Annotated in this window: 9 protein-coding genes and 3 pseudogenes; all 12 read right to left on the bottom strand. The window is 44.0% G+C overall.

All coding sequences use genetic code 11. The features are described 5' to 3' along the window. Positions 1–259: 259 nt before the first annotated feature. A pseudogene (locus tag ACSFXJ_RS12680) lies at positions 260–1128 on the bottom strand (LysR family transcriptional regulator). A 572-nt stretch (positions 1129–1700) separates the two neighbouring features. Next, positions 1701–2591 (bottom strand): metallophosphoesterase, encoded by an 891-nt coding sequence (locus ACSFXJ_RS12675; protein ID WP_435925612.1) that lies wholly within the window; start codon positions 2589–2591, stop codon positions 1701–1703. 299 nt (positions 2592–2890) lie between these two features. Then, positions 2891–4288: a right-handed parallel beta-helix repeat-containing protein gene (locus ACSFXJ_RS12670; RefSeq protein WP_435925611.1), complete on the bottom strand. Its 1398-nt coding sequence runs from the start codon at positions 4286–4288 to the stop codon at positions 2891–2893. Between the two features lie 129 nt (positions 4289–4417). After that, positions 4418–5701, bottom strand: a pseudogene (abc-f, locus tag ACSFXJ_RS12665) (ribosomal protection-like ABC-F family protein); the annotation flags it as partial. Beyond that, positions 5695–7053, bottom strand: a complete 1359-nt coding sequence (locus ACSFXJ_RS12660; protein ID WP_435922015.1) for an IS4 family transposase — start codon at positions 7051–7053, stop codon at positions 5695–5697. The gene ACSFXJ_RS12660 and the pseudogene abc-f, both read right to left, overlap by 7 nt. A gap of 152 nt (positions 7054–7205) precedes the next feature. Continuing rightward, positions 7206–7415 (bottom strand): annotated as a pseudogene (locus ACSFXJ_RS12655) (ATP-binding cassette domain-containing protein); the annotation flags it as partial. Positions 7416–7864: 449 nt separating this feature from the next. Continuing rightward, complete coding sequence (locus tag ACSFXJ_RS12650; RefSeq protein WP_435925610.1) at positions 7865–8923, bottom strand: Cfr family 23S rRNA (adenine(2503)-C(8))-methyltransferase; 1059 nt, start codon at positions 8921–8923, stop codon at positions 7865–7867. 156 nt (positions 8924–9079) lie between these two features. After that, positions 9080–9241, bottom strand: a complete 162-nt coding sequence (locus tag ACSFXJ_RS12645) for a hypothetical protein (protein ID WP_435925609.1) — start codon at positions 9239–9241, stop codon at positions 9080–9082. Between the two features lie 80 nt (positions 9242–9321). Beyond that, on the bottom strand, positions 9322–10461 hold the full coding sequence (locus tag ACSFXJ_RS12640; RefSeq protein WP_435925608.1) for a 5-methyltetrahydropteroyltriglutamate--homocysteine S-methyltransferase: 1140 nt from the start codon (positions 10459–10461) through the stop codon (positions 9322–9324). A gap of 138 nt (positions 10462–10599) precedes the next feature. Then, positions 10600–11442, bottom strand: a complete 843-nt coding sequence (gene erm / locus ACSFXJ_RS12635; RefSeq protein WP_435925607.1) for a 23S ribosomal RNA methyltransferase Erm — start codon at positions 11440–11442, stop codon at positions 10600–10602. 243 nt (positions 11443–11685) lie between these two features. Further along, a complete protein-coding gene (locus tag ACSFXJ_RS12630) occupies positions 11686–13089 on the bottom strand; it encodes a sensor histidine kinase (protein WP_435925606.1) in 1404 nt (467 codons plus the stop codon). A 2-nt stretch (positions 13090–13091) separates the two neighbouring features. Beyond that, a complete protein-coding gene (locus ACSFXJ_RS12625; RefSeq protein ID WP_435925605.1) occupies positions 13092–13802 on the bottom strand; it encodes a response regulator transcription factor in 711 nt (236 codons plus the stop codon). Positions 13803–13955 lie beyond the last annotated feature (153 nt).

Here is a 13955-nt window from a genome sequence, read left to right as displayed (position 1 = left end):
ATTCAGGAACCAATCCGGAAAGCCAGCATAACTTATCCCCAAATTTCACTATTTTTACTTCAAATGCGCTTAAAGCCTCCGATTAAAATTCAATCGCGTTCTGCAATTCCATCAAAGTTTAAATAGGCAATAGCTGACATAAAACATAACCTCCTTCTTGTTATAAATGTAGTATAATTCATAAAAGGTGACAGATGTATGTCACCGTTTCATACTGAAGAAAAAAAGAGGAGAACCGATGGATAAGATTGAAGTTGTCTCACCTCCACATGTTTTTAAAAGCGGTCTCAATATGGGTTCTCAAAGTCTTGATGAACGTACGCCTGGCGTATCCGACATACCTGTCGCTGCGGTAGACAAGACAAATGTCCAAGGAAGGTGTAGGATTCCCCAGGGGCACGACTTGATATCTGTATTGTGAAGATTATTCAGTAGCATTCGCGGCAGAACACAGGTACCAACCCCGCACTGTACCATCTGGATGAGGGAAGATAACGTTGTCGTCACCATATGCGGGTGCAGGGTAAACCCTTTGTCCATGCAAAAGCGGTCAATCAGCTTGCGGTATTGATGGTCGGGTGGGAACATGACCAACTTCAAAGCTTGCAGCTTGTCCAGAGGGATGGAGCACTCTGTGGCAAGGAGATCATTCTTACTTACCGCCAATGAGAACTCTTCATGAAACAGGGGAATTGACGTGAGACGTTCATCGATCACAGGTCCAATAGTTATACCGACATCGATGCTTCGATCCAGAACTTGTTCTGTTACCCTCATGGTTTCCAGAAGGGACAGCGAGATAGTGGGATAGGACTGATGGAAGTTCAACAGCAAGGCATTAAACATGAGATCCGCGTCACCGGGCAAAACGCCGATGGATAGCGATCCACCTTGGATCTGCTTCAGATCTGCAATGGCGTCGCTAGCTTGCATCAGATGCCCGAACACGGCAGCGCCATGTTCATGAAGAATCGCTCCGGCTTCTGTAAGGACAATTGTTTTTCCCACACGACCGAACAACAGTACCCCTAATTCTTCTTCCAATCTCCTAATCTGCTGGCTGATGTTAGGTGGGCTGACTCCCAGTTTTTCGGCTGCTCTCTTAAAGTGAAGCTCTTGTTCCAATATGTGCTATAGTTTAGCTATACAACCTTAGCAGATTTCGCAGAGTTCTGGCTGCGCAAACGGAGCGTTGGACGAAATTTTGTCCGCGTTCCCATTTTTTTGTGGCCTTTTTCTCAACTAACGGGCAGGATAATGGAAATGAATTAAAGAAATTTAGTTGTGTTGTTTGTGCAAACAACAAGAGGGCAATAAATCAACCTACAGACATATGTACAAAATACGAGTTTTGTGAAGAAGTACTTAGGGAAAAGATTATCCTAATACTGCCGGTTTATTTTTATATATTAAATCGACCTATAATTCAGTAATTCCTTTCCTATCTTCAAATCAGGTTTAAAATGCTTTTTTTCGATCGAACCTATTCTTTCCTATAAAAATTTAATTGGTCGTTTAAGTTTAGTAATTTTTCAAGAAAAAGCCTGCGGTTCATTACCGGTTCACGTAATAAATCCCAGGCTTCTCAAAAAACTTTTTGAACAATTCAATCTTGTTAGTTTCCATCTTGTTAGTTTCCATATTTTAAACATCACCGTTTACCAACCATCAGTTCCCAGTATGTTCCAAGTCATTCGTCTTTATTCGAATTGCACCTTTATACTCACAATCTCAGACCTCGTGCCGATTCGGATCGGCGGCCCCCAGAATCCGTATCCGGACGTTACGATTGAATGCAAACTCCCCTTTTTAAGGTAACCCCAGTCATTCTCAAAGAGCGCATTTGTAATCAAGTTCCCTGGAAACACTTGGCCACGGTGCGTATGACCGGAAAGAATAAGGTCAACTCCCGCTTTCTCAGCGATGTCCAACTCATATGGCTGATGATCCATCAGAATCACCGGCTTGTCCAGGTCGGCATTGGTCATCAGCTCATCTAACGAAATTCGCTCAAGATCGCTTTTGTCTTTGCGTCCAATTAATGTAATAGTATCGTTTATGCTTATAGTCTCATCATATAGAACGTTAATTCCGCTTCGCTCCAACGTATCGATCAATACCTTCATCGTGCCGTTATGTTTATCATGATTTCCGAGCGTGGCATAAACGCCAAGTGGTGCTTTAAGTTTAGAAAGAATCGTATCGATCTTTTGATCGATGAAAGGCTGAATATCGTCGTCGAATAAGTCGCCCGGCAGCAGAATGAGATCCGGATTGAGCGCGTTTATTTCTTTCACCAACCGTTCGGCATGGTCTTTGCCTGACAGCAAACCAAAATGCGTATCCGCCGCCATGGCGATGTGAAGCGAATCCGTAGATGAGTTTCCTTTATCTATATTGAGCGTATACGAGCGAACGACCGGATTATAGGCTAGAAAAGAACCATAGCCGAGTAAAACAACCATAAGAACCAGGGTCGTAACCCCCGCCCAAAACTGGGATCTCTGCCGGGGAACCCGTGTGAAACGCAACAAAATGACGGTCATATGGGCTACCGGCACCAGAATCAATAACAAATAAAATACGGCCATCCAATAAGCCCCGATAAGCCCCGACGATCCCCAGAATTCTCATTCCTGGAATGCGGCCGATAATTAACGAAACGGCAGCGAGTCCCACCACCATGATATAGATCACTTTAAACCGCGTAGTCGAAGCTTCCGGTCGAAGCCAACGGTATCCGCGCCAACCAATATAGTAAACTAAACCACCATAAATGAGCATGGTGATCATGCCGATTACGATAAACATTCGCACTCTCCAATTTCATATTTTATCTATTTTTTGAAGGCCTACCTTTTTCAATATAAGCTAAAGTGCTGAGCGACCTTTAGTTCAAAACCGAATTCAAATCATTCCCAGTCTGTGTTTGATAATCTCTGAAGTCGTCAAATTCTTCCCCTTTCCATATCCAAAGGGTCTGATTTGCGCTGCTATAGTGATTAAAGTCAACTTTATTCCCTTCGTTTTGGCTGAACTCGTTGGTGATCATCAGCCCATCCTCATTCGCTTTGATGGAATTGTTGTACAATTCGTTATTCCTCGTATCGAAGGCCAAATTGATTTCGCCGTAACCAAGATGCTTGGCGTTGTTTTCGGTAAACTTATTTTCTTTAATGATACTATTTTCCGTTCTTCCGCGATATTCGTCATAGCCTCCAAGCGTTATGCCTGCTGCACTATTTTGATAAATGCGGTTAAATGATACCTCTACATTTGAAGTTGCACCTCCGGCATGCTCGCTGGCCAGTTCAATCCCAAAATCATTGTCATGAATATCATTGTCGATGATCTTTATATCTTTACCACCGTCAACATATATGCCGGCTGCAGCGTAGTCGTTTCCATAAGCGGGATTGCCATAAGAGGAATTGCTGTACACATGATTTTCTTGAATAACTCCGTTTCTTGCCTGATCTTGAACCGGGTTCGGTCCGGTCCCTTCAAACCCAATGATGTCGATACCGATATTGTTATTATCGTGAACGATGTTTTGCATAATGCGAAACCCATCCACATTACCATTTATCGCCATAGCCTCACTGGCTCCCAGCTTCAAGTTGAATAGCTCATTTTGAATAATATCAATGTCCTTTAGCGGAACTTCCGAGTTACCGTAAACCGCAATACCATGTGCATTACCGCCACCTGCTTTCCGACTGGCACCGGTCCCCATGTCATGGATGGTATTCCCTTCAATTTCAATATTGCTGCCGCTACCGCTCACAAAAATGCCAATGGGAGTGACATCGGCGGAACTTGTATTGTAATGGCGTATTTCAAGGCCTGCAACGCGTATATAGCTGGCATTTACAATGCTGATGACGCCATTATCAACTTGCCGTACGCCTTTACCGTCCATGATTGCCGTTTGCCCCGTTGCACTCCGTAAAGAAATGTAGCCCAGATCTGAGGAACCTGATTTTTCGATACTCACAGTCTGGTGATATACACCTTCAAGAAGGATTACGGATCCGCCAGGATTGACTAGTTCGATGGCTTTCTGAACACTGGCGAGCGGCGCATTCATTGTCCCCTGATTGGTGTCTTTGCCTTGAGGTGAGACATAATAATCCCTTGCCTGATCTTCACCGACCGCTCCCGAAGTCCTTGTCTCAAGCGAATGGGTTTCTGATTTAGCTATGAAGTAAGTTATACCTACCGACAACAGCATAATAATACTAATCCAAAGAATCAACGAGGTCATTTTTTGGTTAATGCTACCCACATCCTTTAAGCTCAATAGCTGATTGTGACCGGCAAGAAAAAAATAAAAAAGGGCATTACATATTCATCTTTTAAAAAAGTAATGCCCCTTTTATTTCAGTTACGCACCCTTCAACTATTCATAATACAACTACACAGAAATCCTTTTTGTAGCAACGGTTTGTTGAAATGCCTGGTCATGCTCAACAAGTACCATGGTGGGATTGAAAGCCCGAATCAGCTCCTCAATCTGCATGCGGGAATAAAGATCAATAAAATTTAACGGTTCATCCCAAATGTATACATGTGCTTTTTCACATAAACTTTTGGCGATAAGCAGCTTCTTCTTTTGTCCGCCGGAATATTGGGAGATATCCTTTTCGAATTGAATCCGGTCAAAATCCATCTTCCGCAGGATCGATTTAAATAACGTCTCATCGATCTGATGTTCTTCGATAAAGTCCGATAACCGCCCCTTCAAATGGGAAGTATCTTGTTGGACATAGGAAATGATGAGACCGGAACCTAAATTTATCGAACCGGTATGCTGTATCGGATCTCCTAAAATGAGTTTTAGAATGCTGCTTTTTCCGCTGCCGTTCTTTCCGTCAAGTACAATACGATCACCTTGTTCAACTATGAAGCTAACCGGCTTATTCACGATTTGGCCATCGTACTTGACAGACACGTCAGACAAAACGATCAATTCATTGGACTGAAAATCCAGCGGTTCTAATTTTAACGGCTCCGTTTTTTCCACATTTTTCAGCAGTTTGGACTTTTCTTCAATCGCTTTTTGCTGTCTCGATTCAATGCTCTTTGCTCTTTTCATCATCTTTGCTGCTTTATGACCTACGTAACCCTTATCCAACTTCGAACCTGAATTCGTCGTTCCGTTTTTGGAAGCTTCCACTTGATGAGACCAGCCTGCCGAGCGCTTTGAGGACTGCTGCAATCTCCCTATATCCTTTTGTAGACGCTGGTTTGTTGCCTCTTCGTATTCCTGCTGTCGATCGAAGTTTAACTTCCATGAAGAAAAGTTGCCGCTTTGGACTTCTATATTCGTTCTATTGATGGACAAAATATGGTCAACGCATCCATCCAAAAAAATACGGTCATGCGAAATTAGTATAAACCCTTTTTTCTTCCTTAGATAATCCGAGACGATCTTTCGTGCGTCCGTGTCCAAATGATTGGTCGGCTCGTCAATTAACAGAAATTGTCCCTCATTCAAAAACAGTGCAGCAAGCAATACTTTGGTTTGTTCCCCATTGGATAATGTTTTAAAAGGCCGGTACATGACTTCGGCATCCACATTTAGATAGGATATTTCACGCAGAAACTCCCAATCCTCCGCTTGAGGGCAAATCTCTTCCAGGATTTCATAAGTAAGCTTGTCTTTATCCGCAACCGGATAAGGGAAGTAACTCAACTTTCGCAGCTTAATTTTCCGAACAAAGCCTTGATATAATTGGGCAAACTCGCAATCCATTGCTGGAGTTGACATACAACGGCAGACTGATCCCGTTTGGATTTCGCTTCCGTGAACGCCATGAAAAATGCGATCAGATGCTGCAAAGCCGTTTTGAGATCCAGGTCTCGAACTTCGTCGGAAAACAGGAAAAACAGACCGCCCAACGACCGCGCGTCGTTGTTGTGACGGCGTTCCCATTCCATTACGAGATAACGGGTAAACACGATCGTGGTGTGGCTGATGAGCATATCAAACGAACGACCTTGAAACTCCGTTCCCAGCTTCAGGTACGATTTGGCAAATTTGAAGAACGTCTCAATGCTCCAACGCATGCCGTAGATGCGAACGATTTCAGCCTCTTCCAACGCCAAATCGGTGCTGAGCAGAACCAGCCAATCCCGCCGCCGATGGCGGTTTTGCACAAAGACCAATTTGATCGGCAAACCGCAGGCGGTTTGAACGATGACCGAGCCAAGGATTTCTTTGTTTTTCTGCTTTGGCAACAGGGCATACAGTTCATGGAGCGTCAGGCTTTTTCCGTCGAACCGGTATCGTTGTTTCATCGCCTTGACCATCCCAATGACATGCAGACCTTTCGCCATCAGTTCACGCAACAGAGGCGCTTGGGTAAACCAACTGTCCATCAGGACAAAGTCAGCGCTAAATCCAGCCTGAATCGCTCGATCAAGCAGAGCCGCCACGGCATCCGGTTTGCGTGAAAGCGCCTCGATGCGGCGTTTGTAGCCTTGGGTACGCTTGGACAGACGTTCCTTCATCTCGCAAAAGCGATTCGTCAGCTTGGCCGAGCTGAGCATGACAAAATCGATGGGCGCAAAGCTGAAGCCATCCGACCATCCGAGCGTGAGCATGTTGTAGCCGCGAGCATATCTCCCCGTCGTATGATCGAAGATGCGGGCAAGCAACTCGGCTTTCTTGCTGCGATCCCTGCGAAGAACCGAATCATCAATGATGAACGTCCGAACGCGGGACGAAGAGGTTAAGGAATCAAAATGCTGAACGACCTTCAGACTCAAGGCATGCAAAAATCGTCGCCAGGCAAAGCGTGGATGGTTTAAGAATCGATAGACTACATCTTTGCCAGGCAACGACTGGCGGCGGTCGCTATGCAGAAGACGAAACCAATTGCGCCCTTCAAACACGAGCGTAAAGATCAGCTGAAAGATGGCAAGACTGGACAATCCGAACGACTTGGAAATGCCGGCTTTGCGCAACAGTTGTCCGATTTGCAAAGCGGAAAATAAAGTCGAGATTCGTTCTTGGCCCTTTTCAGACAGGAAGTTGTGTTGTACCATAGAGTTACGCACCTTTCTGTTTGGAATGGTTTGTTTAGCTACTTCCATTTTACCAAACGGAAAGGTGTTTTTCTGTCAAGAACGAGATTTTTCAATAAGAAATCCTAGTCATATCAAGGCTTAACACTAATTTTCAAGGTGCGAAAGTTGAGGAAGTAATTAAACTCAACCGAAGAAAAGATTTTCCCGCTATATTCATATTTCCCTAATAAAAGATTAAAAAAGGTGGTTTTACCCCGACCGTTTCTTCCGATAAATCCGAGTTTCCAATCGGTATCGACTTGAAAGTTTACGCCTTCAAAAATAGGATCAAAGCTGCTGGGATAAGAAAAAGTTAAGTCTTGTACTTGTATCATTGACATGATATTTCCTCCTTTGTATATGACACGCTTTACTTTTTATACAAAGTCGGCATATCCATCTTTATCATTTTCTCCGAATAAGTTGATGGATATTAGCGACTTATTCGGAGTTTTACATGCGTCACGATCGTATCTGAATCGCTCATTTCCCTCTCCCCTTTTTGACTTCGGCTAAAATGACGTAAAAAATCCTCCCAATTCGTAATTGGAAGGATCGTCTCTCACTTTAATGAAATAAGTTCTTATTCACCAACAGCATGTTGCTAAATAAAAAGTGAACTGATTTATAAAAATGGATAGACTAATCCTATATTTTGTAATTTGAAGTTATTCATTTCAAATAAAAATATGGATTAGTTAATCATTGTCCATTCATCAGTCCTCTCAAGATTGTATATTTATATTAACAATTTATGCTATGGAAAACAAGTTCATCATCTCCTCTCGGGCTATTGTTTGTTGTTGTTCTTGTGATAATTTCCATACAATTGGCCGCAAGCCGCATCGATATCAATTCCGAATTGACTTCGAATAGTCACATGAATGCCTGTTGCTTTTAATGTCTCGTAAAAACGGAAAACACGACCTTCATCGACTTCACCGAATCTTAAAGGAGAACTGACGGTTGGATTGTATCTGATTAAATTGACATGATATAAACGGCCTGATTGATATCGTCCTTTTAACAAACTTGCTACTTCCTTAGCATGGTCGATAGAATCGTTTACACCGGGCAACAGAATATAAGCAATATACACTTTTCTTGATGTTATTCTAATGTGCTCATCTAACGTGTCCATTACATCTAATAACGGATATCTGTCATTAATCGGCATCAACTCCCCCCGTTGTTCATGAAACGGAGAATGTAACGAAAACGTCAGATTGACTTGCGGATAATTCTGAGTCATCTTCTTAATGCCCGGGATCAAACCTATCGTTGATATCGTTATCCTTCGAGGGCTTAAAGCAAACAGTTTGGGATCCGTCAGTACATCCAAGGCATCAAAAACTTGCATGTTCGCTAACGCTTCCCCCATTCCCATGAAAGAAATACTATCCACGGAATGACCTTTTAAGTAAAAATAAAGGATTTGGTCCGTGATTTCATCTGAAGACAAATTTCTTTTTAAACCAATATCGCCTGTAGCACAAAATTTGCAGCCAAAATGACATCCGCACTGGGAAGAAATACAGAAAGACTCCCACCCGGCTTTATATTTCATGTTTACCGTTTCTATTGTTTCGTTTCCTGAAATTTCAAACAAGACTTTCGTGACTTGTTCTGAATGTTGTTCCTTTAAAGAAACAATATTTAGTATGGATTCTCCGAACTCATGAACTAACATTTCCCTTAACGATTTTGGGAGCACACGAATATTGCTGAATTTATCGATTTTTTCTTTAAAAACGGCATTACATACTTGTTGCATTCGATAGTTTGGGTGATGTTGTTCCTTTAAGAATTCTTCTAATCTTCTGTACTTATTGCTTTGTTTGAATGGCATCGTTCTCATCCTTCCATAAGACTCTCTAGTGTTTTAAGAGCAAATAGAAGGGAGTTATCGATCCTTACGCTAAAAATGAACAAAAAAAAAGCACCGAAAGAACATTCGGCGCTGAAGTTTGAATAAAAGATATGCACAAATAAAGAAACAAGGACCTTAAGTCATTGCTTTGTCATTTATTTGACCATAGAGGTAAAGCGCCGATAACTGTTTTGTTTGGTTGTTTAGCGTAAAAAAGGACAGACTACTCCCTTTGGCCGCTAAATCATCACCAATTTTGGTGTTTTTACCGAACAAAATTCTAAAAACAGTTAACATCGCTTTCACCTCCCTCAGTCGATTTATTAATGGCTAATCTAGCATAATATCGTATATAAGTAAAGTAGCAGGTTTACGGCTTATTTCCAAATTTCCTCTGCAATTTCTTTAATGAACGCCAGCTTGCGCCACTGCTGCTCCTCGGTCAAGTGGTTGCCTTCTTCCGTGGAAGCGAAGCCGCATTGCGGACTTAAGCAAATCCGGTCCAGATCCACATATTGCTTCGCTTCCTCAATACGTTTCAGAATATCTTCCTTACTTTCAAGCTCACCGAATTTGGAAGAAAACAAGCCCAGCACGACCTGCTGATTCTCTTTCAAGAAGCGGAGCGGCTTAAAATCGCCGGCGCGCTCGGTATCGAATTCCAAATAATAGCCGGAGTAATTTTCGATATTCAGCAGCGTTTGCGCGATCGGCTCGTAGCCTCCGCCTACGCCTGCATACGTCGATACATAGTTGCCGCGGCAAACATGCGTCGTTACGACGAGATCGTTAGGCAGGCCGGACACGACTTCTTCGTTCAGTTTCGCGAATTCCTTCGCATAATCGGCAACGTTCACGCCGACTTGTTCCATGATCGCCATAAACTGCTCGTCGCAAAGCGCTCCCCAAGTGCAATCATCGATTTGAATACTGCGGCAACCCGCTTCATAGAAAGCTAGAATAGCGGCCTTGTACGCTTTGGCGATATCCGAAATCAGTTCTTTCCGGTCCGGGTAGATCGCCTCCGTACTTGGTTTGTTATCTGCCCGGTCCAGTTCGAACAGGAATTGTGCTGCTGCGGGAATCGATTGGCGTGCAATCACATCTTCGCCTGCAATTCCTTTCAAAAATGCATAATGCGAAACAAAAGGATGGCCGCTGAAGCGTATTTTGCCGGTGAGGCGAGCCGTTTCGGGTCTGGACTCGGCACCGTTAAATTGATAGCCTTGCTCAATCAGGGTCCGTTCAACGCCTTCAAATCCCCAGAAAAAGTCCAAATGCCACCAGGAGCGGCGAAATTCTCCGTCGGTTACGGCTTTAAGCCCTACTTCTTTTTGCTTCTGTACAAGCTTAACGATTTCGGCGTCTTCCACTTCCTTAAGTTGCGCCGCGGTAATTTCACCTTTTTGGTATTTCAATCTGGCGTCTTTCAACGCAGGGGGACGCAGGAAGCTTCCGACGATATCATATCGAAACGGAGTAACGGATCGTTGTTTGGGTTCGGTTTGAGTACTCATAGGTTAATCTCCTTTTTCAGAAAATGATGAATATATTTAAGATAGCACAACTGAATGGATATAGCGTGATACAAAAAAGCTTCATCTAGTTATAGGCTTAAACTATAACAACAATGTTTGATACTCCAGACGCCTCGCTTATGAACGTCTATTTTTCTTGACCTGCTTAGGCCAACGATAAGGCTCAACATGCTTTATCATTGTGAGGAACAGCAGTCCCCACTGTTGTTCATTTAAGGAGCAGACGGGTTGATTGCGGTTTACCCCCATCGCTTTCACCAATTTCGTCATTTGCGGAGGTGTAAATACCTCCCCCATTGCCTCGCTTATCGGTAAATGAGGATTCCGAAGCCCATGTGAAGCAAGGGCCTTGAATTTCCCTTGCAGGTTAAGAGGAACCGCGGCATGATTCTTTTTGATCACCGTTACAACAGCCGAATCAACACGCGGCGGCGGCGAAAAGTGGTTTGACGGAACAGTCCGTACAAGCCGGATATCGTACCACATTCTCCATATCAAAATATGCGGATTGGTGATCGGCGTGGCCGTAAAACGTTTGGCGGCCCCCTTCTCGATGATAAACACGGCACGCTGCAATTGCTGGGAGGAGTCCCCCAAAAACTTATCGAAAATAGGAGTGGTAATGGAGAATGGTATATTAGCCACCACACAAAATGGACGTCGGGGAAGTTCAAATCGTAGGACATCCATTTCCATGATTCTTATATTATTTGCTTCATGGATTTTGCTTTTTAATTTCCGGATAAAAGCAGGATCATTCTCGATCGCGATCACGGTCTCGGCTTTCTCCGCCAAGGGAAACGTGATAGCCCCTGTTCCTGCACCGATATCGATCACCGTATCTTCATGGTCGATCCTTGCCATGCGGATCAGTTCTTTTATCAGGAATTTATTGATTAACAAGTGTTGTCCGGAGAAATTCGATGTCCCTTTACGGTATCTTAGATTGTTTTTGGACATGACAAATAGCACCTCATTCATTCGTTATCGTAAATGAAAAAGGCACAGCACAAATTGACCCATTAAGATTCCCATAAAAAATGGCTAGTGGGTCATAAATGTTCTGTACCTTTCATTAACGAATTCGAATATATGAGATGCAATACATAAGAGATGTCTCTCCTCGAGGCTTAAAATTAATCAAATACGGAACAATCGTATCACGCTAACCTTATTCAGTCAAAAATAACGTTCGGATCCGCTCTATTTTTCCGATCGCTCCGGACGTACGGGCAATTCCATGATCGCCTTCAAGCCGCCTTGATTTTCCCAATCGCTTTCAAGAATGAGCCGCCCGTGATGAGCCTGAGCGATTCTTGCCACCATGGGAAGTCCCAGACCGTGACCTTGTTGGACGGGTCTTTTTCGCTTCGAGGAATACGGCAATTCGGTAATCTCCGCCAGTTGTTCCTGAAGGATTCCCCGCCCATTGTCTCTAACGTCTAGCCGATATCGGGAACCGTCAGGGGATAATGAAGTCTCAAGTATGATTTTGCAACCCTGCGGATTATGACGCACACTGTTTTGAACAAGATTACCGATGGCCCGAAGGAGCAGTTTCTCGTCTCCATAGATCTGAGTCGCTTCATCGGTCAGAATTAATTCAATGTCATATGAATCATCCAATCCGTTATTTAAAAAATCCGCGACGACTTGTCTCGCCAAAACCGATAACCGGATGGGTTTCAAATGTAAGGGTTGCATTTCATATTCGAGCATGGACACCAGATTCAGGTCGTTTACAAGCGAGCGCAGCTTCTCGCCTTGGCGCCGGATAATTCCAGCCTGATGCCTCTCCTCCTGCGGAATCTCCGAATTTTCCTCCATTTCGCTGGCATATCCGAGAATCATGGAAAGCGGAGTCCGAATGTCATGGGAAATCCCGGCAATCCAATTGGAGCGTGCTTCATCACGCGCCTTGAGCGCGGCCGTCTTTTTCTGAAGCATCGCCGATGCGGAATTAATGCTCTGGGCCAAATCGCGGAATATCCCTTTGGATTCCAGCCGGACATCTTCATCCTTGGAAAGTCCGTGGACTCCCTCCACAAGCGGACGTACCTTTTTCATCAGCCGCGTGCCAATCACGACAGAGATCAGCAAGGCAAAAGCCACATTGATGAGCATCAGCAATACAAGCCTTAAAGGAAGCGATCTTAGCCATTCAGGGAAAAAATCCAACTGATATTTCCAGCGGCTCTGCTTCGGGTATCCCACCACAACAAGGTTATCTTCATGCTCCCAAATATAAACCGGGTATTCCATGAGATAATAACGCGAGAACTTACCTACCTCGGTCAGACTATAGGAACGGGGAACATCCTTAGGAAGATCGAAGCTCCATTGCACATGTCCGTCATTTCCAAGGAGCATGGCCCAGGCCTTATTGTACTGAAGAAGCTCTGCGGCTTGCTCGACCAGTTGATAATTGCCGTCCTGTTTGCCTAATCCTTGAGCTACTTTCTTGACTACGCCTTCGGGAGACGGATTCTGGTTGATTTCGTTAAACACCAGCATGCCTAGCAAGACGAAGTTAAATATCAGTACACATATCGAAACAAAAATCGTCGTGCCTACAAACCGGTGTAATATGCGAACAATCCCTTCCACTCTTATTGCTCCTTCACCAACAGCTTATAACCTAATCCCCTGACGGTCAGAAGATAGACCGGATTGGAAGGATTCGGCTCGATTTTCTCTCGGATCCGCCTAATGTGGACCATCAATGTATTTTCGTATCCGTAGTAATCATCTCCCCAGACTGCCTGGCACAAGGCATCGCTCGTGACAATCCGCCCCCGGTTCTCGTACAGTTTGACAAGAAGAGCGTGTTCCTTTGCCGTCAAAGGCAACTCCTTCTGCTCCCTGCGCACGATCGCGCTATTCAGATCAATGGACTGATCCCCCAATTGGAATACGGTCAGATGCTTTTCCACGGTAGAGGAGTATACCCGTTTCAAAATCGCGATTAACCGCAATAAAAGCTCACGCGGCAAAAACGGTTTTACCATGTAATCATCTGCCCCCAAACCCAATCCGAGCAAACGATCTTCATCTTCTCCTCTGGCAGAGAGAAATAGAACCGGCATGTCCGAGAACTGCCTGATGGATGACAGAAGCGAGAAGCCGTCTCCATCGGGAAGCATAACATCGAGAATCGCGATATCCGGACTGCCTGTACGGCAGATCGACAGAGCTGAAGTACAATCCGCGGCTGTGTATATGCGGAAAAAGCCCTCTTTTCTCAAAAACCTCTCAATCATCATTCTGATTTCCGGTTCATCATCTACAATTAATATTTTTCTGTCTTTCATATTTTCCATATCCGCTTCACCTGGTTTTAATTATACAGAAACTATGGGCACGTATGTGCACTTTTAACTCTATTTAAGGTAGGCGTAAGGTAGTCTTCAGCTTGAGGAAAGGTGAATTCAATACAGTCGAATTAGAGGAAACGCCTCAAAATGAACTTGAAT

Origin of the sequence: Paenibacillus salivarius, from assembly GCF_051307165.1 — a bacterium.
GTDB lineage: Bacteria > Bacillota > Bacilli > Paenibacillales > Paenibacillaceae > Fontibacillus.
Note: the sequence above shows the minus strand (reverse complement) of the source record. Positions and strands in the feature narration are given on the sequence as shown.